The 23,214-nt window shown below is 36.5% G+C and carries 21 protein-coding genes and 1 other annotated feature; of the genes, 4 read left to right on the top strand and 17 right to left on the bottom strand.

What is annotated here, in order from left to right:
- The first annotated feature begins 37 nt into the window (after window positions 1-37).
- Window positions 38-211 carry a DUF4250 domain-containing protein gene (locus CC92_RS0102200; RefSeq protein WP_029502056.1) on the top strand — a complete coding sequence of 58 codons (174 nt, stop codon included), beginning with the start codon at window positions 38-40 and terminating at the stop codon, window positions 209-211.
- A 35-nt stretch (window positions 212-246) separates the two neighbouring features.
- Here the strand turns inward: CC92_RS0102200 and CC92_RS0102195 are convergent, their stop codons facing one another.
- Window positions 247-774, bottom strand: a complete 528-nt coding sequence (locus CC92_RS0102195) for a VanZ family protein (RefSeq protein ID WP_029502057.1) — start codon at window positions 772-774, stop codon at window positions 247-249.
- Window positions 775-1,324: 550 nt separating this feature from the next.
- On the opposite strand from CC92_RS0102195, the gene CC92_RS0102190 reads away from it, so the two are divergent.
- The 3 genes from CC92_RS0102190 to CC92_RS0102180 all read left to right on the top strand — a co-directional run bounded on the left by CC92_RS0102190 (window position 1,325) and on the right by CC92_RS0102180 (window position 8,016).
- Window positions 1,325-1,981 carry a YigZ family protein gene (locus CC92_RS0102190; RefSeq protein ID WP_029502058.1) on the top strand — a complete coding sequence of 219 codons (657 nt, stop codon included), beginning with the start codon at window positions 1,325-1,327 and terminating at the stop codon, window positions 1,979-1,981.
- Between the two features lie 237 nt (window positions 1,982-2,218).
- Window positions 2,219-4,951 (top strand): transglycosylase domain-containing protein, encoded by a 2,733-nt coding sequence (locus tag CC92_RS0102185; RefSeq protein WP_051650630.1) that lies wholly within the window; start codon window positions 2,219-2,221, stop codon window positions 4,949-4,951.
- A gap of 338 nt (window positions 4,952-5,289) precedes the next feature.
- The gene (locus CC92_RS0102180) at window positions 5,290-8,016 is read left to right on the top strand and encodes a transglycosylase domain-containing protein (RefSeq protein ID WP_051650631.1); all 2,727 of its coding nucleotides are present in this window, start codon (window positions 5,290-5,292) and stop codon (window positions 8,014-8,016) included.
- Window positions 8,017-8,208: 192 nt separating this feature from the next.
- Here CC92_RS0102180 and spoVAE read toward each other — a convergent pair whose 3' ends face one another.
- From spoVAE to CC92_RS0102100, 16 genes are all read right to left on the bottom strand, one after another.
- Window positions 8,209-8,565, bottom strand: a complete 357-nt coding sequence (spoVAE, locus tag CC92_RS0102175; RefSeq protein ID WP_029502061.1) for a stage V sporulation protein AE — start codon at window positions 8,563-8,565, stop codon at window positions 8,209-8,211.
- Between the two features lie 12 nt (window positions 8,566-8,577).
- Complete coding sequence (gene spoVAD / locus CC92_RS0102170; RefSeq protein ID WP_029502062.1) at window positions 8,578-9,645, bottom strand: stage V sporulation protein AD; 1,068 nt, start codon at window positions 9,643-9,645, stop codon at window positions 8,578-8,580.
- Window positions 9,646-9,710: 65 nt separating this feature from the next.
- Window positions 9,711-10,214, bottom strand: a complete 504-nt coding sequence (spoVAC, locus tag CC92_RS0102165; protein WP_029502063.1) for a stage V sporulation protein AC — start codon at window positions 10,212-10,214, stop codon at window positions 9,711-9,713.
- A complete protein-coding gene (locus CC92_RS22385) occupies window positions 10,201-10,362 on the bottom strand; it encodes a hypothetical protein (protein ID WP_155998284.1) in 162 nt (53 codons plus the stop codon). Before CC92_RS22385 ends, spoVAC begins: the two co-directional genes overlap by 14 nt.
- A 212-nt stretch (window positions 10,363-10,574) precedes the next feature.
- Window positions 10,575-11,291 carry an RNA polymerase sporulation sigma factor SigF gene (gene sigF / locus CC92_RS0102155; RefSeq protein ID WP_029502064.1) on the bottom strand — a complete coding sequence of 239 codons (717 nt, stop codon included), beginning with the start codon at window positions 11,289-11,291 and terminating at the stop codon, window positions 10,575-10,577.
- A gap of 35 nt (window positions 11,292-11,326) precedes the next feature.
- Window positions 11,327-11,800: an anti-sigma F factor gene (spoIIAB, locus tag CC92_RS0102150; RefSeq protein ID WP_051650632.1), complete on the bottom strand. Its 474-nt coding sequence runs from the start codon at window positions 11,798-11,800 to the stop codon at window positions 11,327-11,329.
- A gap of 50 nt (window positions 11,801-11,850) precedes the next feature.
- Window positions 11,851-12,234 (bottom strand): anti-sigma F factor antagonist, encoded by a 384-nt coding sequence (spoIIAA, locus tag CC92_RS0102145; RefSeq protein WP_051650633.1) that lies wholly within the window; start codon window positions 12,232-12,234, stop codon window positions 11,851-11,853.
- 136 nt (window positions 12,235-12,370) lie between these two features.
- Entirely contained in the window at window positions 12,371-13,780 is a 1,410-nt protein-coding gene (locus CC92_RS0102140; protein WP_029502067.1) for a tetratricopeptide repeat protein, read from the bottom strand.
- Between the two features lie 87 nt (window positions 13,781-13,867).
- Entirely contained in the window at window positions 13,868-14,005 is a 138-nt protein-coding gene (locus CC92_RS22765; RefSeq protein ID WP_012198505.1) for a hypothetical protein, read from the bottom strand.
- A gap of 271 nt (window positions 14,006-14,276) precedes the next feature.
- A complete protein-coding gene (locus tag CC92_RS0102130; RefSeq protein WP_029502068.1) occupies window positions 14,277-15,683 on the bottom strand; it encodes a DUF342 domain-containing protein in 1,407 nt (468 codons plus the stop codon).
- 133 nt (window positions 15,684-15,816) lie between these two features.
- Complete coding sequence (locus CC92_RS0102125) at window positions 15,817-16,068, bottom strand: Ig-like domain-containing protein (protein WP_029502069.1); 252 nt, start codon at window positions 16,066-16,068, stop codon at window positions 15,817-15,819.
- Between the two features lie 95 nt (window positions 16,069-16,163).
- Entirely contained in the window at window positions 16,164-18,842 is a 2,679-nt protein-coding gene (locus CC92_RS0102120; RefSeq protein WP_029502070.1) for a valine--tRNA ligase, read from the bottom strand.
- A gap of 114 nt (window positions 18,843-18,956) precedes the next feature.
- Window positions 18,957-19,245: a binding site (T-box leader), on the bottom strand.
- Between the two features lie 126 nt (window positions 19,246-19,371).
- The gene (locus tag CC92_RS0102115; protein WP_029502071.1) at window positions 19,372-19,737 is read right to left on the bottom strand and encodes a VOC family protein; all 366 of its coding nucleotides are present in this window, start codon (window positions 19,735-19,737) and stop codon (window positions 19,372-19,374) included.
- Between the two features lie 77 nt (window positions 19,738-19,814).
- Window positions 19,815-20,534, bottom strand: a complete 720-nt coding sequence (locus tag CC92_RS0102110) for an MBL fold metallo-hydrolase (RefSeq protein ID WP_029502072.1) — start codon at window positions 20,532-20,534, stop codon at window positions 19,815-19,817.
- Between the two features lie 373 nt (window positions 20,535-20,907).
- Window positions 20,908-21,930 carry a spore photoproduct lyase gene (splB, locus tag CC92_RS0102105; protein WP_029502073.1) on the bottom strand — a complete coding sequence of 341 codons (1,023 nt, stop codon included), beginning with the start codon at window positions 21,928-21,930 and terminating at the stop codon, window positions 20,908-20,910.
- A 137-nt stretch (window positions 21,931-22,067) separates the two neighbouring features.
- A complete protein-coding gene (locus tag CC92_RS0102100) occupies window positions 22,068-23,174 on the bottom strand; it encodes a Gfo/Idh/MocA family protein (RefSeq protein ID WP_029502074.1) in 1,107 nt (368 codons plus the stop codon).
- Window positions 23,175-23,214: the final 40 nt, after the last annotated feature.

Raw genomic sequence — 23,214 nt, 5'->3', positions numbered from 1 at the left:
ATAAGACCATCTTAAACTGAATGAAAGGATGACTTCCATGTTACCAACCGATCCAATAATTTTATTAAGTTATGTGAACACAAAACTAAGAGATGAATTTCAAAGCCTTGAAGATTTTTGTAAAAGTCTAGATATAAAGGAAGAAACACTGATAGAGACCTTAGATAAACTTGACTACCACTATTCCAAAGAACGTAATCAATTTCTCTAATTTTTCTATAACAGAGGCTTCTTAATTCATAAAATCTATTTTACTAGATGGCTCGATAGTTGTTTTTTTAGACTCCTGTTATTTATCAGATGGCATATTAATAAGAATAATAATACTCCTAAGATACAACCAACGGAGTCTATCAAAACATCTGAGATCCTCCCGCTTCTTCCAGGAACAAAAAGCTGATGAATTTCATCCGTTACTGCGTAACCTACTGAGATAAGTAAGGTTATGATGTAGAAGCTCTTACCACGATGTCCACTAACCCATATATAATAGCTTACAAAGATGGACAAAATTCCATATTCGGTAACATGAGCTGCTTTCCTAATCAGGACATTCGCTACTCTAAGTGTAATATCATAAGAATCCGCTCCCATACTCCCAAATATTCTTTGATAAATATTTAAAAAAACCTGCGCGATTGGAATACTTGTCCCATCCGATTCCGTGGCTGTCTTCGCTGAAAATAAAAATATAATAACCATCATGCATAACATCGGGATAGCTGCCATAAACCGTTGTTTTCTTGATGTATTCTTTTCCATTAATAACTTCATATAATAGCTAAATCTCCACTCCCTTTATTTTCTAAATTCTAAGACATCTTACGGATGAAACCATTTTCAATCACTCTGAAATCGTCACCTATACGCGCTATCAATGTCATAGATAACTTAATTTTATATTCCATCTTTCTATAATGAAATTTTTTACAATAACATCATAGGTTAACTACGATATTGTATCAAACTTCTTCTTTTTTCAAGAACTTCGTTTATAACTGAATAGTTTTATCTTAATATACTATAATATAATAACCTGGTAGATTTGTAACAGTTTTAGGTCACCTGGTTATTACATAGATATTCTTATAAAAATAGATTCGCATAACCATTGGATTTCATAAAATTAGCAAGCTATCACCTTACCGGGAATTACTTTTCGCTCTCTCTCCCTTATGAATAACTTGCGCATCAAATTCGCTATTGATATAATAATGATTACTGCGTACACTTGTTTGTACTTATTGTATCGCACAAGAGTACAAAAGTAAAGCATCCAAAACATTATTAATAAAGGCGCTAAGCGCCAGAATAGAGGTCTATTATGCCAACTTCCTATAAAACAGTTTATGCCGGGGGAACCGGAGAAATTATAGAAAAGAAATCTCGTTTCATTGCCACAGTGATTCCTATCACATCAGAAGAAGAAGCCTTATCCTTTATAGAACAGATGAAGAAAAAATATTGGGATGCCGCACACAACTGTTTTGCATATGTTCTTGGTTCAAATCATGAATTACAGCGTTGCAGTGATGATGGTGAACCTAGCAAGACAGCAGGACGACCTATGCTTGATGTATTATTAGGAGAAGGAATTCATAATACAGCCGTTGTAGTGACACGTTATTTTGGTGGTACCTTACTAGGTACTGGAGGGTTAGTACGCGCTTATCAAGGCGCAACGAAAGAGGGCTTAGCCAATAGCGTAATCATAGAAAAACAATATGGAAAACAACTTGAAATTACTACCGACTATAACGGTATCGGTAAGCTTCAATATATTGCTTCTACAATGAATTTAACAATATTATCAACAGATTATACCGATATTGTAAAAGCTACTTTATTAATCCCACCAGATTCTTTGGGATTATTTATGAAAAAAATAACTGAAGCTACAAATGGACGTGCCATTATGGAGGAACTCGATGATGTTTTTTATGCTTTTTTAGATCAAGAAATTCTGATTGAGAAAGCATAATTGGTACAATATTCCTTGGAAAGTATCGCATCTCTAACTTTATTGCAAAATTTAAAGCGCTATGCTAAAATGTAGTGATCGGTCAATAATAAATATAGGAAGATATTTCTATATTTAATTTTTACCGGAACTGTTAAGAGATTTACCCAGGCTATAAAAAATCTACAAGATGAATTACATATCAGTATATTACTGTATTGTAAATTTTATAGCTGCTTTAGAATTAGGAGGTTACCTATGGATTTTAGTAGAAAGGGTGTTGTGAAAAAACAACGCGATATCAAATCTACAAGTAAGCGATTGAATTCAAAAATTCGTATCACGCTATTTCGTGTAAGTCTGATATGCATTGTTTTTCTAGGCATCGTTGGTGCAGTAGCCGTATCCGGAGCCGTTAAGGGGATTATTGAATCAGCCCCAGACATCAGTCAGGTTAACATCGATCCGGAAGGCTTTGCTAGCCACATTTATTATAGCGATGGCACTTTAGCACAAGAGTTAATTGGTGCAGAATCGAACCGTATCTTAGTTTCCATTGAAGAAATCCCAGATGTACTCGAGCATGCTTTTATCGCTCTGGAGGATGAACGTTTTTACGAACATGATGGAATCGATGTCTATGGTATTTTCCGTGCTGGTTTCTCTGTATTAAAAACCAAAGGCTTAGGCTTTGGTGGAAGTACCATTACACAACAGTTACTCAAGATAAAAGTATTTAATTATGGTAATGAGGCTAATGCCGTAGATAAGATTGTCCGAAAGATACAAGAGCAATACCTTGCAATTAAACTTGAGGACATCTATTCTAAGGATGAGATTTTAGAGGCTTATCTAAATAACATTAACCTTGGTAATGGCGCGTTTGGCGTACAAACTGCAGCACAAAGCTACTTTGGAAAAGATGTTTCTGAGTTAACCTTATCAGAGGCTTCTGTTATTGCTCCAATTGCTCTTTCTCCAGTACGTTGTAATCCAATTAACTATCCAGAAAAGAATGCAGAACGTAGAAAAAATTGTTTGGATAATATGCTACGTATTGGCTTCATTACGAAAGAGGAATATGATGCTGCTTTAGCTGATGATGTGTATAGTCGTATCAAACAATACAATGAAGAAAAGGCACCTAGTACGTATTATTCTTACTTTACAGACGAAGTAATTGAACAAGTACTATCTGATCTTCAGACAAAAAAAGGATATACACAGGATGATGCTGCTTATATGCTTTATAGTGGCGGTTTAAAAATCTATACCACTCAGGATAAAACGATTCAGGGTATCGTAGATAAGTATTTTCAAGATGAATCAAATTTCCCAGCCATAGGGGAAGGTTCTTATTATGAAATGAAATATGACCTATCCGTTTATGATGATGAGGATAATGTAACTCACTACCATCTCAATGATTTACTGGAATACTTTAAGGATTTTAAGGATACCGAAGGTCTTTACTACCATGAACCTTATACCTCGAAGGTGGGTATTAACTCCCTTGGATTTAGTAAAGAAGATATGGAAGCAAAGATTGAAGAATTCCGTAATGCGAAAGTAAAAGATGATCAGGAATATGTTGAAAATAAACAGATTACCTTACAGCCACAGACCTCAATGACCATTATGGATCAGCACAACGGTAACGTTGTAGCTTTATATGGTGGTCGTGGAACTAAGACTGGTAACCGTACAACAAACCGTGCATCAAATTCGCAGCGTCAGGTTGGTTCTACCTTTAAGGTACTTGCTTCCTTCCTTCCAGCTCTTGATTCTGGTCGTTATACACTTGCCAGTGTAATGGATGACTCAGAATACACGTATCCAAACAGTACCGATACCGTAACCAACTGGAATAAGAAGTACAAAGGCTTAAGTACAATGCGTGAAGCCATCTATAATTCTATGAATATTATTGCCTGCCGTTTTATAGAGGCAGTGACACCAAGAAAGGGATTCGATTATTTAACTAGTCTTGGATTCGACTTAATTGAATTAAAAGTATTAGAAAATGGAAAAACATATTCTGATATCGGTGTTCCACTTGCCTTAGGTGGTATTACAGAAGGTGTAACAAATGTAGAATTAACTGCTGGATATGCTGCTATCGCCAATGGTGGCGTTTATAATGAGCCTATTTATTACACCAAGGTCGTAGACCAGAATGGTAAAGTTATTCTTTCCAATGAACCAAGTTCCAAACAAGTAATGTATACCTCTACTGCATGGTTATTAACCAATGCAATGGAAGATACCATTAAAAGAGGTACTGCAACAAGTATTGGATTCCGTAATTACCCTATGCCAATCGCAGGTAAGACTGGAACCTCAACGAAAGATTATGACCTATGGTTTGTTGGATACACTCCATACTATACCTCTGCTATTTGGACAGGATTTGATTATAATTTCCCTCAAAAGGAAAAATCCTACCACAAGGCATTATGGAGAAATATCATGGAGGAAATCCACTCAACTCTTAAGCTAGAGAACAAATCATTTGCAAAACCAGACTCCATTGTATCTGCTAAAATCTGTACGAAATCAGGCCAATTAGCAGTTCCTGGACTTTGTGATAAAGCCTTAAGCGGTGACTGCACAAGAACCGAATATTTTGCAAAGGGAACCGAACCAACACAGAACTGTACCGTTCATATGAAGGTAAGTATCTGTAAGGAATCCGGACATTTTGCAAGTCCTTATTGCCCACTCGATACTTTAGAGGAAAAAGTTTACCTGATTAAAGAGGAAACCAGCCCAACCGATGATACTCCTTATATCTTACCTACAGGTGATATCGCAACTCCTTGTCCAATCCATAGTGAAGGCACTGTTGCTCCACCAACAGACGAAGAAGAGAATGAGACACCGGAAGTGCCAGAGATTCCTGATGACGGAGAAGAGAATGAAACACCGGAGGAACCAACGACAACGCCTCCTCCAGTTATTATTATTCCACCTACAGATAATCAACCTTAAAGGAATAATGATTTAGGCAATTAATAAAATATAAATACGAGATAGTTCATACTAACTTACTTTTACAAAAAGAATGAAAAGCATAATCGTAACTATGCTTTTCATTCTTTTTTTGTTCATCACATGGAAAAGCTCGTAAAGATTACTTTTTCTTGTTGGAGAAAATCGAATGGAGGATACATAAATTGGATCTATCATCCCTGTAAAGCAGCCGTTTCCCTTACATTTATTGCAAATTTTACAGTGTTATGATAAAATTGGATAATCAGTCAATAATAAAAAATGGTATTTTTTTCTATCTGCAATTATAAAGTATCCCTAACATTAGGAGGTTACCTATGGATTTTAGTAGAAAAGGTGTTATAAAAAAACAGCGAGATATCAAGTCTACAAGTAAGCGATTGAATTCTAAGATTCGCATAACGTTATTTCGGGTTGCTATGATGTCTATAGTTTTTCTAGGCATCATAGGCGTAGTAGCCGTATCCGGAGCAGTTAAGGGGATTATAGAATCAGCTCCTGACATAAATCAGGTAAGCATCGATCCGAAAGGCTTTGCAAGCCACATTTATTATAGCGATGGAACCTTAGCACAAGAGTTAATCGGTGCAGGATCCAATCGAGTCTTAGTATCCATTGAAGATATCCCTATACATCTTCAACAAGCGTTTATTGCACTCGAGGATGAACGTTATTACGAGCACGATGGAATTGATGTCTATGGTATTTTTCGTGCCGGTTTCTCCGTATTAAAAACAAAAGGCCTTGGTTTTGGGGGAAGTACGATAACACAGCAATTATTGAAGATAAAAGTATTTAATTACGGTAATGAAAAAAATGCTATAGATAAGATTACTCGCAAATTACAAGAGCAGTACCTCGCAATTAAATTAGAAGATATCTACACGAAAGACGAAATTTTAGAAGCTTATCTGAATAATATCTACCTTAGTAACAGTGCCCATGGTGTGCAGACTGCAGCCCAAAGCTATTTTGGTAAAGATGTCTCTGAACTTACTTTATCAGAATCCACAGTGATTGCTCCTATTGCTCTTTCTCCTGTTAATTGTAATCCTATTAATAACCCTGAAAGAAATGCAAAACGCAGGCTGGACTGCTTAGATATTATGTTGCGTCTTGGCTTCATTACAAAAGAGGAATATGATACTGCTTTAACCGATGATGTGTACAGCCGTATCAAACAATACAATGACGAAAAGGCACCAAGTACGTATTATTCTTATTTTACAGATGAAGTTTATGAACAAGTCTTATCCGACCTTCAGACGAAGAAAGGATATACTCTGGATGATGCCACTAATATGCTATATAGTGAAGGTTTAGATATCTATACTACTCAGGATAAAACAATTCAAAGCATTGTAGATAAGTATTTTCAAGAGGAATCTAATTTCCCGGCCATTGGGGAAGGTTCTTATTATGAGATGAAATATGACCTATCCGTTTATGATGAGAAAGAAAACTTTACTCATTACCATACGAACGATCTACTCGAATATTTTAAAGATTTTAAGGATACAGAAGGCCTTTACTACCATGAAACTTATACCCCGAAGGTGGGTATTAACACTCTTTCATTTAGTAAGGAAGATATGGAAGCAAAGATTAATGAGTTCCGTGATGCGAAAGTAAACGCTGACCAGGATTTTAAGGAAAATAAGCAAATCACCTTACAGCCACAGACCTCAATAACTATTATGGATCAGCATACTGGTCATGTTGTAGCACTTTATGGTGGCCGTGGTACTAAGACCGGTAATCTTACAACCAATCGTGCATCAAACTCCAAGCGTCAGGTTGGTTCTACCTTTAAGGTACTTGCTTCTTTCCTTCCGGCTCTCGATTCTGGTCGCTATACCCTTGCCAGTGTAATGGATGACTCAGAATATTCCTATCCCAAAGATGGTGGTACCGTCACAAACTGGAATAAGAAATACAAAGGTTTAAGCACAATGCGTGAAGCCATCTATAATTCCATGAATATCATAGCCTGTCGCTTTATGGAGGCAGTGACACCAAGGAAAGGGTTCGATTATTTAACTAATCTTGGATTTGATTTAATTGAATATAAAGAGATAAATGGAAAACCATATTCTGATATCGTTGTTCCTCTTGCCTTAGGCGGTATCACAGAAGGTGTAACAAACGTAGACTTAACCGCTGGATATGCTGCAATTGCGAATGGCGGTATTTATAATGAGCCTATTTATTATACCAAGGTCGTAGACCAAAATGGAAAAGTTATTCTCTCAAACGAACCAAATTCAAAACAGGTAATGTACACTTCAACCTCATGGTTATTAACCAATGCAATGGAAGATACCATTAAGAGAGGTACTGCTATAAGCATAACCTTCCGAAATTATGCCATGCCAATTGCAGGCAAAACAGGTACCTCGACGAAAGATTATGATTTATGGTTTGTTGGATTCACTCCTTATTATACTTCTGCTATCTGGACAGGATTTGACTATCCTTTCTCACAAAAGGAGAAATCCTACCACAAGGTTTTATGGAAAAATATTATGGAGGAAATCCACGCTACGCTTCAGTTAGAGAACAAAGCATTTGTGAAACCAGACTCTATTATATCTGCTAAGATATGTACAAAATCTGGTCAGAAAGCAGTTGCAGGACTTTGTGATAAATCACTAAGTGGTGACTGCACAAGAACCGAATATTTCGCGAAAGGAACCGAACCAATACAAAACTGTACTACTCACACAAAGGTAAGTATCTGTAAGGTTTCTGGAAATTTTGCAAGTCCTTATTGCCCACTCGATTCCATCGAGGAAAGAGTTTACTTGATAAAAGAGGAAACCGGTACAACCGATGATACTCCTTATATCTTACCAAAGGGAGATATCACAACCTCTTGTCCAATCCATAGCGAAGGAACTATTGCACCACCGATGGATGGGGATGAAAATGGGATACCAGTAGGTCCAGAGTATCCAGATAATGAAGATATAGAAACACCTTGGGCGCCAACTACAACTCCTCCTCCGGTAATAATTATTCCACCATCGGATATTCGACCATAAGTCTGCACTAATTAAAGTAATTATACAACATTATAAAAACGATAAAAAAGAATAGTATATTACCTCACGTATCATGAAAACGAGTGGAAACGTTTTGTAAAAACGTCATCCACTCGTTTTTAATACTTAACTTTTCTCGATATTCCGTTGGTATACAATAATAAATCTTAATATCTATAAAAAAATCATTATTTATTCTTTCATCTTAGGACTAAAAATTAATGAAGCAAGATACCCAAAGATAAGTGCAGAGGATATTCCCACAGCAGATGATGTAAAACCACCTTTAAATAGCCCAATAAATCCTTCCTTATCAACCGCTTCCTTAATTCCTTTAAATAACACATTACCAAACCCAACCAAAGGAACGGAAGCTCCTGCTCCCGCCCATTCTACAAACGGCTGATAAACTCCAATCGCTCCTAAGAATGCACCTAAACATACAAGAATAACCATAATACGGCCTGGCATTAATTTTGTATTGTCCATCACAATTTGTACGATTGCGCAGATAGCACCACCAACTAAAAATGAAATCAAATAATCCATGTCTCCTCCTTTCTAGCAAGATTCCAACATCACTGCATGTGCGATTCCAGGAACACTCTGTCCCTCGTTGTAGCTTACCGTAGAAAGAAGTGCACCGGTTGGTACAAACAAAACTCTATTCCAATCTTGTTTTCGTAGTTTTTGTAAAATATATCCTGTTAAAGTGATTGCACTACAGCCGCAACCGCTTCCACCAGCATGAGTATCCTGTGCTTCAGAATCAAAGATTTCAATACCACAATCCATGTGATTACTACTGATGTCATATCCCTTTTGCTTTAATAAATCAATTAGTATATCCTTACCAACCACACCTAAATCACCGGTAATAATACGATCGTAGTAATCTGGTTGTATCTTAAAATCCTTTAGATTTTGTGCAATCGTTTCACACGCTGCTGGCGCCATACAGGCACCCATATTTAAAGAGTCCTTTAATCCAAAATCCACGATTTTTCCTATGGTAACACCCTTTACTTTTATCATAACCGGAGAAAATTGCTTTGCAAATTCACTGTCTTTTTCAGGTTCCTGTCCTAAGATCACTGCACCACTTCCTGTTACTGTCCATGTTGCTGCCTTTGGCCTTTGGCTACCATAAGCAAGCGGAAATCGGAATTGTTTTTCAGCACCAGCAAAATGGCTGGATGTGATTGCGAGTGTTTTATCCGCAAATCCACCATCTATAATCATGGAAGCAACAACGATAGATTCTCCCATCGTAGAGCATGCTCCATAAACTCCCAGAAGAGGTATCTCAAAATTTTCAATACCAAAGCTTGTAGCAATTAATTGTCCTAGCAGGTCACCACCAACTAAGTAGCGGATATCTGACTTTTTTAGTCCAGCATTGTGTATTGCTACATCAACTGCCATCCCTAGCATCTTACTCTCTGCTTCTTCCCATGTTTTTTGCCCAAACATAGGATCTTCTTCCACTACATTAAAAAATGCACCCAATGGTCCCTCACCCTCTTTTTTTCCTGCGATGGAGGCACATCCAATAATAGCGGGTGGATTAGAAAATTGTAGGCTCTGCTTACCTACCATTTTCGATTGTTTGGCTGACGTTTGAGTCATAGGCTGTCCCTTCTTTCTATATAATTTGTTAGCAGGCTGTTAAGCACTATAAATTGTATTCCATTTTATTTCTGAAACAATGTAAAGATATAGTATACAACTCCTAATAGCCAAGAGGAGAAGATACCATATAATATTACAGGACCTGCTATCGTAAATATCTTACAGCCTATGCCAAACACCTGTCCCTCTTTCTTAAACTCGATGGCTGGTGCAGCCACTGAATTAGCAAATCCAGTAATCGGCACTACACTACCTGCTCCGGCAAATTTTGCAATCTTTTGATACCAATTAAAACCGGTAAAAATGATGGCTAGTAAAACCAATGACATTGTAGTATAAGCACCTGCTAATTCTTTTTCAGCACCATAAGAAGAGTATAGATTGATAAATCCCTGACCAATAGCACAGATAATACCACCAGATACAAATGCTTTACACATATTCGCAAACCAACTATGTTTTGGTGTCACCTGTTTTACATACTTATTGTAAAGTTTATCACGTTCTTGTTGATTTTTTTCATTGGCAACCTGGGATGCTGAAACCTTATTCTTATCGTCTGCCATAAAGACCTCCTATATTAAATTTGTCTATGCAGATAAATGTCCCTTCAAATACTTGTTCTGTATTCTGGGTATAATAACATACACATCCTACAACAATTGCAACTGCAAGTAATATAAGTGACATAACACATATTTTTTTCGCTTTCATTCTTACTCCTCCTAACCAGATGTCCAAGCGAATTTCACAATTATTATTCAAGAAAATAGGCTGTTGCAAACCGCTCTTTAAGGTATAACAACAGAACAACTTTTAAGTTCTATCGTATTCCATTCACGATTTGCAACAGCCTCCCTTTATTAAGTGATCTGTTACTATTATCTCTGATTCTATTTATAATATGCTGGTAAATAGTTACTTCTTTAACCTAACATACGTTCTCTCATTGTTCTTAATATTTTTCGTTCCAACCTAGACACCTGTACTTGAGATATCCCTAGTTGCTTTGCAATCTCTGTTTGTGTTTTATCTTTAAAATAACGTAATCGTATGATATCCTTTTCTTTTTCATCAAGTGAATCCATTACTTCCCTTAATGCCATATGATCTATCATTTCTTCACTTGTATCATCGGTTTGCTCGATTTTATCAATTAAAAAAATTGCATTGCCATCACCTTGATAGATTGTTTTATAAAGTGACTCTACCTCAGCACCTGACTCAAGAGCCATAACAACTTCTTCTTTTGCTATCTCTAAAGCTTCCCCAATTTCCTCAATCGTTGGTTCCCTTCCATTTTTTGATTCTAAGGTTTCTCTCATAAGTCGTATTTTCCCTGCTGTTTCTTTTAATGACCGGCTTACCTTGATCATACCATCATCTCGAAGAAATCTTTTTATTTCCCCCGTTATCATAGGAACCGCATAAGTTGAGAATTTTACTTCATAGCTTAAGTCAAATTTATCAATTGCCTTCATAAGCCCAATGCTTCCAATTTGAAATAAATCTTCTGCTTCATGGCCTCGCCCCATAAATCTTCGGACGATACTCCAAACTAAGCCAACATTTTCAGTTACTACACGGTCTCTCGCTGCTTTATCTCCCTGTTTAGACAAACGTATTAAATCCAGTGTGTCCACAAATGACCTCCCTTCTACCTAATCGGCAAAAGAATTTATGTAGTACTGATCCTTTTTCTCATACGGACTGTCGTCCCTATCGAAACCTCAGAATTTACAGTTAGCTCATCCATAAAGGCATCCATAAAGGAAAAGCCCATTCCGGAACGTTCTAATTCTGGCCTGGAAGTAAACATCGGTTCCATAGCAAGTGGTATATTCGCAATCCCAACTCCATAATCCACTATTTCAATCATTAGTTCATCTCCTGTTATGGTACAATGAAGTTTTATCTTTCCCTTCTTGTTATCATAACCATGAATAATACAATTGGTTACTGCTTCCGAAACAGCAGTTTTTATATCTGCAAGTTCCTCTATTGTCGGATTCAACTGAGCTGTAAAGGCGGCAACAACGGTACGAGCAAAACTTTCATTTTTAGAAATAGCGTCAAATTCCAATACCATCTCATTGTCACATTCCATTTCTATGTTATTCCTCATTTCTTTATTCTGTAATTCCTGATCCATATATTTACACCTCCATAAGAATTATCACTCTGCTTGTGACATACGGAAAATTACATACAGTTTAATGCTTCTTGCATATCCTGATATCGGCTCATAATCTTATATAAACCAGAGAGCTTTAGAATACGGTCAATCCGATCAGTTACCCCTATGACAGCAAGGGCACCTCCTCCAACATGAAGCAATTTCTTATAACGTCCCATAATCACGCCAATGCCTGAACTGTCCATAAATGATACTTTACTAAAATCAAAAATAACATTTTTGACATTTTTTTGTTCTATCAACTTGTCCGCTTGCTCCCTGATAAAAATGGCACTATGGTGATCCAAATCCTCCTTCATATGAATAATTAGCGTAGATTTTAGAATTTCAAAATCTGCACAACCAACTTTTTGAAAATCCAACCACATAAATTCGTCCTTAGAATTCATACATAAAATCTTTCCTTTCCATTATTGTAATTTTTTTACATCTCGTACTCAGAAAAAAAGACACTCCTAATGAGAAATGTCTTTTTGTATCTTTTATCTGCATGCAACAAAAAAGCGGTTGCCAATCGTTTCTTTCTTATTCTAAATCTCTCAAACGTTGTTTTGCATATTGCACCAGTGAGGAATTCGGATAATCCGTTAATAGCTGGTTATAATACGTTTTTGCTTCCTCGTATTGCTCTAACTCTTGATGAGTCTTCCCTAAATAATAGAGGGTAGAATCATCTGGATCACCAAGTGAATAGGCCTGTGTTAACAAAGTTAATGCATTCTCGTACTCCTTTTTATCAAATGCTGCTCTTCCCTGCTGGTATGCTTCTTTGGATGCTATAGGAGCTATTTCTTGCTTTACCATCTCATATAACTTAACAGCATCTTGATTTTCTAACTTTGCTGGATCAACCTTTGTTAGCAAATCAGCAACTTCAAGAGAATTTTCTGGAGTCAGACTATTCGATGATTCCAATTCAATATAACGATATACAGCGCTTAATACACTATCGTACATATTTTTATCGTATTCTGGAATCTCGATACTATCTAGTTCTTTCTGCTTTTGGGCAAGTTTTGCTTTTAAGTCTTCCACTTCTCTCTCACTGGAGGTAAGTTTGGTACGATACACTAGAAGTTCGCTATCAAAGTCACGTTGCTTTTGCATGTATTCATTCTGAGCATTTTTCTTTACTGTTGGAACAATTAAGAAAAAGAGTACAGAAACACCAATGATAACGCCTAAAATAAGATTAATAAAGAGCCAAACATTTGGCTTATCTTCCTTATAAGAGGATATTGGAGATATTGGTCTTCCTAATGGTTCTGGATTTACCTCACCATCACTCCAGTATGGCGCAGACGTATTCTCCCCACCACTTACCAACTGATTTAATTCATTTAAGTAGCGTAATGTTGTAGTATTCGCTAAATCTATCTTGTTTGCTTTTACTAAGCACCTTCTTGCACGTTCAAACTCATTGTTTTTCATATAAATCAATGCTAATAATTGAAGTGCACGGATAAAGTGCGGATTTAAGTTGATCACCTTTTTTAATTGAAGAATCGCTAGATCATCGCTACCTTGCTTTGCAGAATCTAACGCAATATTATATTTTTTAATGGCTTGATTCATCGAGTCCAATTTTGTTGGATTCGCCTGCACTGCACCAATATAGACATCGGCATCGTTGTCTTTTGCCTGAAAATGTTTACTAATAACCCATTCACTAAGTGCTGCTACTGTCTCTCCCATCTCAAAAAATACAAGCCCAAGCAAATTTCTAGCATTGGTATTTCTTTTATTCATCTCTAGGCTCTTCTTAAGCATAAGTACAGCACCGGTCAAGTCCCTAACTTTCGCCTTTTCCAACCCTCGATTATAATAAGTGTTGGATATTAGGTCAGCTTTTCTTGCTATCGTTAGATCTTTCCCACAAAATTCACATCTGTTTCTTCGAACTGCGACCACATTGCCGCACTTTGGACAATTCATCGTATTCCCCCCATGGTCCGCTTCTTTGCTGGCTTGCATTTCTTTGCTTGTCCAGCTTGTGACTAACGTCACGTTGTACTAATTTCTCTATCCCTTTTTCTCATTCAGAATAGACTCTATCATGTCTGTGATATCCGTCAAGTCATTATTAAAAATTGCTTCTTCCGCTTGATCTACTTCCAGACTCGGTTGAAATTTCGCTATTTCTTCATCAAAATTAATCATAGGATACCTCTTTTCAACAGAACATTGACTTTTCTTTGATTACATATAATTTCTGCATTCTAGTACTATCATACAGAGAAGACCACGAAAAATCAAGTAGTTAGTGTGAAAATAAAGCATTTTTCACACTTTTTATTTTTAGCAGTATCATATCTACTTTAGAATGTGATATGCACGGGGATTTATGGGAAATAGGACGACTTTTTCTTTATTATAGTATACCTGTCCATGATTGCAATCTTTTTCCATCGCAAAATATTACAGCATTCGTTTAAACTAACGGTATCATCTCTATCTTATCACCATTACGTTGAAAAGATGTGAGAGCGATCTCATCCTTAATTTCCATAGATAAACCATTCACAGCAAGCTTACAACCTGGATACATTAGTTTTTGAACAACGATTTTTGCTTCTTTGCTATTCTTAATAAAGTCCATTAAGTCGCTCCACTCATCTACTTTCTCTGCAATCTCAGAATTTATGTTTATTTTTGTTCTGATTAATCTCAATTTCTGTTCCCGAAGAGGACTAATGCTATCTGGTAGATCTCTCTCTGTAATCATTGCAATTGCTGCTTCTACTTGAGAAAGCCGTTCCTTAAGTTCTTTGATTTCCCCTTCTAATCGTAGGAACTTCTTATGAAAAGCTCCTCGTGCTCCCACTACTAATTCTGTCTTAATGGATGCATAATTACCGATGATGGAAGCTGTTATTTTCTTTCCCGCATAGGCACTACCTCCCAGTAATATTCCTCTTCTCCCTGTCACTATGATTTCATTCCCAGCAATCATCGTACAATTCATTATCGTGTTCGCTGTTATATTTTCCTTTGCCTTCATCAGTACTTGCTCAAAGAATTTACCAGAGATGGAACCTCCACAACTTATACTTCCTTTCCCTGCTCCTTGCATTCCGCTTTCTAAGATAACGTCTCTTCCTGCCCTTATGGTTGCACCCTCTACATGTCCTCGAACAACAATACTACCCTCTGATTCCACAACCTTACCAGATGATATATTACCGTAAATCACCAGATCTCCCTTGAAGTGAATATCACCTTGTAAATAATCGATATCTTCTTTAATCTCTAAAACATTACTAATCGTAATACGATCTCCAAAAAGCTCTATTTTTCCTGTAATCAATGCCGTATAGATTAGTCGATCTTCTGATAACTTAATCCCTTTTACTTTTAGTGGCGGTAACTCCTTACCTTTCTTCGCCTTTCGAAGATACCCACATACATCAATTCCATCCATCCCCTCAATTGCTTTGTGATATCTTACTACAATCTCTCCTTGAGAAACTGTAACAATTCTAGTCATTGCATAATAATCTACAGTACCATCCTCTAAGATTCTAGGTTTGGTATCAACACTTGTATCAAAAAAATAGACAAAGTATCCATCACTTCCATCTACCTCTTCCTTGCCTTTTGCTATTAACATTTCTTTTCCATAGCAAGGTTTTTCGCAAATCCTGTCAATTACCTCATCATCAATACCATAGATAACATGATGGTAGCGTAGAATCTCATATATCATTTCCTTTGTATAACGATCTTTACCCACTGGTGCATATAGAGTAATATATGCTTCCAATTTATTATTGCGAAAATCTACTTTTGTATTTTTAAACATCAATTCTTTGGTTGGTTTTGACCAATCATTCATCATCAGAAAAGGACCCCCTAAGTACCTTCATAAGATTTTTAATAATATATCGGATAAGAATTTAAAAAGCATCAGAGCAATAAACTAATCTAATTGCTCTGATGCCTAATATAACTCTAACGAACTACAATTTAAACTACTTTACAGTATATGTCTTAGTATTGCTCTTATTTCCCGCATTATCTTTCGCATAGACTGCTATCTTATTACCTTTCGTCAATTTGGCTACTTTCAAAGTAAATGTATTATCATCTCTTGCAATAACAGTTTGAGTTTTTGAACCTATTTTGACAAAAACCATAGTTCCTGCATCAGCTTTTCCGCTAATAGAGGTAGCATTTACTTTATAACTTTTTAGTTCTGGGGTTGTTGGCTTTCCTTTTACCACAAAGTAAATTATAGAAAATTCCTACAGGCTTTTATAATTTTATTATTACAATTAAATACTTGATAAGTGTTATGATCTGATTCTAAACATCTATATTATTTCTGAAAATGAGCCAAACGTTCCTCCACCTGAACCATCATAGAATTATATTTCTCTAACTTCGCTCTCTCTTCTGCTAATTTTGCTTCTGGTGCTTTATTAACGAAGTTTGGATTCGCAAGCATTCCATTTACTCTCTTTAGCTCTCCAGCTAAACGCTCTTTTTCCTTATTTAGACGTTCGATTTCTTTTTCTATATCTACTAAGTCAGCGAATGGAATATAGATGGTAGCTACAGCTGTAACAACAGAAACCGCATCAGAATCAATACCATTCTTATCGCTCTGAATAACGATTTCACTTGCATAACCTAAGGTTGCAAAAAATACCTTACTGTCAGCAAAGATTTCTCTTACCTTTTCGTTATCAGAAACAACAATAACTTTTGCTTTTCTACTTGGTGGTACATTCATTTCAGTACGAACATTACGGATTGCCTTTACCGCTTCCTTAATGATTTCAACCGCTTCCTCTTCCTTCGCAAAGTTAAATTCTTCCTTGTACTCTGGCCACTTGGAAACCATAATAGACTCATCCTCAGACAGTCTTCCTTCCATTTCCTTTAAGGTACAGAAGATTTCTTCCGTGATAAATGGCATATAAGGGTGAAGTAACTTTAAGGCAGAACTTAAAACTGTTCTTAAGGTATAGATTGCCGCGGTCTTTGTTTCCTTAGCTTCTCCGTATAATCTAGGTTTTACCATTTCGATATACCAGTCGCAGAACTCTTCCCAGATGAAATCGTAAACTTTCTGTGCTGCAATACCAAGCTCGAACTTTTCGAGATTTTCTGTTACATCTTTAGCCAAAGTATTCACCTTAGAAATAATCCACTTATCCGCGTCTGTTAAAGTAGACATATCCACAGAAGTTACCTTAGCATCCATTCCTGCTTCTTCCATCTGTTGCATGTTCATCATGATGAAACGGGAAGCATTCCATACCTTATTAGCAAAGTTTCTTGCTGCTTCCACACGTTCCATATAGAAACGCATATCATTACCAGGTGCATTTCCTGTAATTAACATAAAACGGAGCGCATCTGCACCATACTGGTCAATAATCTCTAATGGATCAATACCATTTCCAAGGGACTTACTCATCTTTCTTCCCTGTGAGTCACGAACTAAACCATGGAATAATACCGTCTTAAATGGTTTTTCATTCATCTGTTCGTATCCAGAGAAAATCATACGGATAACCCAGAAGAAGATAATATCATATCCAGTAACTAAAACATCGGTTGGATAGAAATATTCTAAGTCTTCTGTTTTATCAGGCCAGCCAAGAGTGGAGAATGGCCATAATGCAGAACTAAACCAAGTATCTAGGGTGTCTGGGTCTTGTGTAAAGTGATCATGTCCACATTCGCAAGCAGTTGGAGCTGTCTTAGAAACTACTACCTTTCCACACTTATCGCAATAATAAGCTGGAATACGATGTCCCCACCATAGCTGACGGCTGATACACCAATCTCTGATGTTATCCGTCCAGTTAAAGTATGTTTTCTCCATACGCTCTGGTACTAACTCAACTTCTTTATTCTTAACGGCTTCCACCGCTGGCTTAATTAACTCCTCCATCTTTACAAACCATTGCTGTTTGATTAATGGCTCAATTGTAGTCTTACAACGGTCATGAGTACCTACATTATGAGAATAATCTTCTACTTTCACAAGTAAACCCATCTCATCTAACTCTTTTACGATTTGCTTTCTCGCAGCATAACGATCCATACCGTTAAACTTGCCACCATTTGCGTTAATCGTAGCATCATCATTCATGATATTGATTTCTGGAAGGTTATGTCTCTTACCAACTTCAAAGTCATTCGGATCATGTGCTGGAGTAATCTTAACAACACCTGTTCCGAAATCTTTCTCAACATAGCTATCTCCGATGATTGGGATTTCACGGTCAACAAAAGGAAGTTTTACCTTCTTACCGATAAGGTGCATGTAACGCTCATCTTCTGGATGAACCGCAACCGCTGTATCACCAAGCATAGTCTCTGGTCTTGTAGTTGCAAAACAAAGATACTCATCTGTACCTACTACCGGATACTTAATATGCCAGAAATGACCTGCCTGATCTTCATATTCAACCTCAGCATCAGAGATAGAAGTATGGCAAACCGGACACCAGTTAATGATACGAGAACCTTTATAAATCATTCCCTTCTCATACATCTTTACAAATACTTCTTCTACTGCCTTTGAGCAGCCTTCATCCATCGTAAATCTTTCTCTGTCCCAGTCACAGGAAGAACCTAATTTCTTAAGCTGTTCAATAATACGTCCGCCGTATTCGTCTTTCCACTCCCAGGCTCTCTTTAAGAAGCCTTCTCGACCAAGCTGGTCTTTATCAATGCCTTCCTTCTTTAGAGCCTCAATAATCTTAACTTCTGTTGCAATGGAAGCATGGTCTGTACCTGGCTGCCAAAGTGCATTAAAACCTTGCATTCTCTTAAAACGGATTAAAATGTCCTGCATGGTATTGTCAAGTGCATGCCCCATGTGAAGCTGTCCAGTGATATTTGGTGGTGGAATCACAATCGTAAATGGTTTCTTTGTCTTATCAACTTCGGCATGAAAATACTTCTTTTCCAGCCATTTCTCATACAATCTGTCTTCTATGTCCTTTGGAGCATAGGTTTTTGCTAACTCTTTCTGCATAAGAATCTCCTTTCCTATCGTTCAAAATTATTCAACTTAATTTACCAATAATATAAACTTACTCTAAACATTAGCTTTCCACAAAGATACTCACATAAAAAAAGGTTCTTCGCCGATAAGGACGAAGAACCGTGGTACCACCTTAATTTGTGAACTAGAACTATTTCTAACCTTGTCACCGATTGTGACAATAAACTATTCTAGAATTCACCTCTTTCGCGTCTTCTAACAAAAACGCTCGTCTATAACGGGACTTCCCGGCATTTCCTACACGCTACTTAAAGTTTCAGAAACACTGTTCCGGAGCTACCTTCGATAAGTACTTCTTGAAACAACCTTACAGCCAATGGATTGTTCTCTCTGACAAGGTTACTTATGTAATCCTCTCCATCACTACATTTATCCTATGAAATTATGACAATTTTTTAGGAAATTTAACTATTTCTTATCATATGCAAACTTCTCTTAATTGTCAAGGCTTTTTCATTATCAGAAGTAAAATTTGCTCCTGAAAATTTTCCCAGAAAAACTATTTTTTCGTTGGAACAATCTCTAACCAATAACCATCTGGATCTACAATAAAGTAAATGTTCATGTTAGGATTTTCATAAATCACACAATTCATTTCTTTATGCTTCTTTAAAGCTGCTTCGTAATCATCAACCACAAAGGCCAAATGAAACTCATTTTCTCCTAAGTTATAAGCTTCTTTGCGGTCATGAAGATAGGTTAACTCGAGGCTATGTGTTGTACTTCCATCTCCTAAGTAAACTAGTGTGAAATCTTTTGACTCATGTCTACGCACTTCCTTTAGTCCTAGCGCTTCCTCATAGAATGCTAATGATTTTTCTAAATCTAATACGTTAAAATTATTATGTGCAAATTTAAAATTCATAAAATCTCCTTTTCCCATTTCTGAATGATCGTTATATTATGGTTCTAATAAAAAAAAGCCTGACTTTTATTAATGTGTTAGCACTCAAACACTTGTCCTGGTTCCACCACATCTAATATTCTATCTCTATAATCTTTCGAAACATCCATCTCTTTTAATTTCTTAATAGCCTCTGGTTTTTCCCAATAATGCATAGGAAATGCATTACAAACCTTCGCTTCTCGCATAACATGATCAAATCCTAGATAAAATCTTTCTTCCTGTCTTCCATCCAGTGGTAGAAATGCAAGATCAAGATGTCGTCCCTTTAGTTTCTTTATTTCAGTTAAGAAACGGTTCGTCATATCCTGATATTCCTCTTCGGTCTCCCCTTTCCAGGTCCACCAATTTAAATCGCCTGCAAAGTAAATGATCTTATCAAATAATGTTACAACAAAAGCTACCCCCTCATCCGTAGAGGTTAAGGTTTCCACCTTTAGATCCTTAGATATCTGATGGGTTTCATTTTTATGCATATATTGTATTTTATCTCTTGCTTCTTGTGGGATTTGAATTCGCTCCATATATTTTTCGTTCATTTTAATGTCATTTGATAATAAAAATGAAATATTCTTATAATCCTTAGCAAGTTCAAATATCATTCTGTTAAAATGATCCGCGTGCTTATGACTGGAAAAAACATAAATCTTCTTCTCATTATCAAACTGAGGTAAGTCACCTTTGAAATAGTCAAAAATTAATACAACATCCTGTTCTTCCACTGTAAAGCAACTGTGATAAATATAGGTTACTTTCATAATTTCTCCAATCTGTGGCATTGACATCAAACCCAAATGATAAGTAGATGCCTTTACTCACACTTAACACTCCAATGCAGCAACTATAATTCTAGGTTTATTATAACTTGTAACTGTAACAAAAAGCAAGACTATAAGAAAAGAGCTAAAAGGTAGAGTTCCAATAATTTGCATGCTCTACCTAATACCTCTTTTATATTACTGTCATTTACGCTGTATATTATTCTGTATTTTGTATTTACGTTGTATTTTGCTTTGTATATTCCCCTATTTTTTTGTTCTTCTATTCTGCCTACAGAAAACTACTTTTTTACTATACTTCATCCACTTTAACCACGACTCATATCACAGGTCTATTTCTATCCCACTATTTTTATATAATATACAATATCTTACTCTCAGGTATCTTCCTCTTTATTACTTCCGTAAAAAACTGCTCCATCTCCTTTAATTGATCTTTGGTGTATTTGTATTTTCCATATCCGAATTGACCATATTGAAATACTCTGTCTTTTTCTTCCATAGGCAACTTAGTTTCTGGGAAAACCTCAAAAATCCTATCTTTAGCTCTTAAGGTATATCGATGAGAAATAACTTCAAAGGTCAGCGTGGAACATAAATTCTTAGAAAACTGTTCACTTAAATAACTAATTAGGTCAGTATACTCTTCCTTCCAGTTTTCATATAGGAAAACCGGTGCAATTAAAAAACCAACCGGATAACCACTTCTTGCTACCTTTGCTGCTGCCTCAATACGATGGACTGCTTTCGGTGTATGATGTTCATAATTTTGGATTATTCTCTCTGTGTTGATACTAAATCTTATTTCCGTATGTCCATTATGTTTTAGCTTAAGAAGGGAATCCACATCCGTATACTTGCTTACAAAACGAAACCTAGTCAGTTCTTGCTCCCCAAAATAAGTGATGCATTTTGAAAGTGCATTCGTATAGTTTTCAACTGGAACTGGATCTGAAGTCGCTGATCCTTCAAATATTGTGATATTAGGTACCCGCTCCCTCGTATATTTCATCGCTTGCTCTAAAATCTCCTCAATATTTACATGGACTTTTACAAAAGGTTTATCACCCAGTTGTGTATTTAAATAACAGTATTCACACTGACCCATACAACCACTAACAATCGGTAATTGATAATGGGCAGAAGGCTTACAGGTTTGAAATTTTAAACTTTTCTTAACACCAACAACTAAGGTTTGCTTTCCCGCACGGTATTTATCAAATAATCCCGCCCCTGGGATATGCGTGTTAATCCGATTCCCAGCTGCTTCATATAGCTCTACCTTGGACTCTGTCAAAAAGCTTTGATAAAGCTTTTGCCCTAAAGGGTATTGTAGGGCTTCTTTTTCAAAAATCACTCTTTCTGGCTGAAACATGTACACTTACCTACCTAACATCATCTATTATAAATTACAATAATCTCTGTTATGTAGTATCTAGGTTTTTCACTATGGTATTCATGGCAGTACGGAATCTTTTCGTAGATTCAATACTGCCATGAAAAAATAATTATTTATGAAATACTACCTTGTATCAGATTCATCTCTAAAGGTTTCGGAGGGTTACAATGCGTGGTTAACTCAACAAAAGCTTTTGTCTTCTGACTGGTATGCAAAGCATGCATAATCTCTAACACATGACAAGCCAATTCCCCACTGGCCCGATTATGATCTGTTTGATTTAATACGCAGTTTGCCATATCTGATAATCCAGCGCCACGGCTATTCATGTTATAGATACTGCTTAAAGGAAAAGCTTCAAAGGATTTGGAAAAATACTGTTTCATAAGAACTTCTCCATCAAAACAATTTGGATCAGGTACAATTAAACTACCTCTCGTACCATAAACTTCAATTCTCGGTAAAGTGGATCCCCATACATCAAAGCTTGTAATGATATTACCAATTGCTCCATTTTCAAAGCGCAGCAACCCAGTAACATGCGTTGGAACTTCTACTGGGACTACCTCTCCAAACTTTTTCTCACTCGTTATTGTTCTAGTTGGAAACGTAATCGAATTCATTCCAACTACTTCTTTCACAGGTCCAATCATGGAAACCAGAGCAGTTAGGTAATATGGCCCCATATCAAACATCGGTCCACCACCTGTCTGATAATAAAACTCTGGATCTGGATGCCAGCTTTCATGTCCATGACACATCATAAATGCTGTAGCTCCAATTACCTCTCCGATATAGCCATCGTTAATTGCTTTGATGCAAGTCTGGATACCTGCTCCGAGAAAAGTATCTGGTGCACATCCAAGCAATAATTTCTTTTCTCTGGCTAAGACGACTAACTCCTTACCTTCTTCTAATTTCAACGAAAGAGGTTTTTCCACATAGACATGTTTTCCAGCTAATAGCGCATCTTTGCATATGGAATAATGACTTTTCGGTGTCGTTAAATTTAATATCATAGTTATTTCTGAGGAATGTATCATTTCCTCATAGGTTAGTACATGCTCTATTTGGAACTTTTCAGCCGCTACCTTCGCTTTCTCTTCGTCCAAATCACAAACCGCATAAAGATTTAAATTGATAAAAAGTTTCGTAATATTTTGCATATAAATATTACTAATGTTTCCACAGCCTATAATTCCAACGTTAACTTTCTCCATGATAACCTCCGATTCCTACTTGTTTTCTAAGAGTAACTCT

The organism is Lachnoclostridium phytofermentans, assembly GCF_000733755.1.
Taxonomy (GTDB): domain Bacteria; phylum Bacillota; class Clostridia; order Lachnospirales; family Lachnospiraceae; genus Lachnoclostridium; species Lachnoclostridium phytofermentans_A.
Note: the sequence above shows the minus strand (reverse complement) of the source record. Positions and strands in the feature narration are given on the sequence as shown.

Coding starts and splice junctions, on each gene's coding strand:
- spoVAC (WP_029502063.1), bottom strand. CDS start 10,214: ATGGCAGACGATAAGAATAAGGTTTCAGCATCCCAGGTTGCCAATGAA.
- CC92_RS0102185 (WP_051650630.1), top strand. CDS start 2,219: ATGGATTTTAGTAGAAAGGGTGTTGTGAAAAAACAACGCGATATCAAA.
- CC92_RS0102120 (WP_029502070.1), bottom strand. CDS start 18,842: ATGCAGAAAGAGTTAGCAAAAACCTATGCTCCAAAGGACATAGAAGAC.
- CC92_RS0102180 (WP_051650631.1), top strand. CDS start 5,290: ATGGATTTTAGTAGAAAAGGTGTTATAAAAAAACAGCGAGATATCAAG.
- CC92_RS0102130 (WP_029502068.1), bottom strand. CDS start 15,683: ATGATGAATGATTGGTCAAAACCAACCAAAGAATTGATGTTTAAAAAT.
- CC92_RS0102190 (WP_029502058.1), top strand. CDS start 1,325: ATGCCAACTTCCTATAAAACAGTTTATGCCGGGGGAACCGGAGAAATT.
- CC92_RS0102195 (WP_029502057.1), bottom strand. CDS start 774: ATGAAGTTATTAATGGAAAAGAATACATCAAGAAAACAACGGTTTATG.
- CC92_RS0102100 (WP_029502074.1), bottom strand. CDS start 23,174: ATGGAGAAAGTTAACGTTGGAATTATAGGCTGTGGAAACATTAGTAAT.
- CC92_RS0102115 (WP_029502071.1), bottom strand. CDS start 19,737: ATGAATTTTAAATTTGCACATAATAATTTTAACGTATTAGATTTAGAA.
- spoVAE (WP_029502061.1), bottom strand. CDS start 8,565: ATGGATTATTTGATTTCATTTTTAGTTGGTGGTGCTATCTGCGCAATC.
- spoIIAA (WP_051650633.1), bottom strand. CDS start 12,234: ATGAATTCTAAGGACGAATTTATGTGGTTGGATTTTCAAAAAGTTGGT.
- CC92_RS0102200 (WP_029502056.1), top strand. CDS start 38: ATGTTACCAACCGATCCAATAATTTTATTAAGTTATGTGAACACAAAA.
- CC92_RS22765 (WP_012198505.1), bottom strand. CDS start 14,005: ATGATTAATTTTGATGAAGAAATAGCGAAATTTCAACCGAGTCTGGAA.
- splB (WP_029502073.1), bottom strand. CDS start 21,930: ATGTTTCAGCCAGAAAGAGTGATTTTTGAAAAAGAAGCCCTACAATAC.
- spoIIAB (WP_051650632.1), bottom strand. CDS start 11,800: ATGGATCAGGAATTACAGAATAAAGAAATGAGGAATAACATAGAAATG.
- CC92_RS0102110 (WP_029502072.1), bottom strand. CDS start 20,534: ATGAAAGTAACCTATATTTATCACAGTTGCTTTACAGTGGAAGAACAG.
- spoVAD (WP_029502062.1), bottom strand. CDS start 9,645: ATGACTCAAACGTCAGCCAAACAATCGAAAATGGTAGGTAAGCAGAGC.
- CC92_RS0102140 (WP_029502067.1), bottom strand. CDS start 13,780: ATGAATTGTCCAAAGTGCGGCAATGTGGTCGCAGTTCGAAGAAACAGA.
- CC92_RS22385 (WP_155998284.1), bottom strand. CDS start 10,362: ATGAAAGCGAAAAAAATATGTGTTATGTCACTTATATTACTTGCAGTT.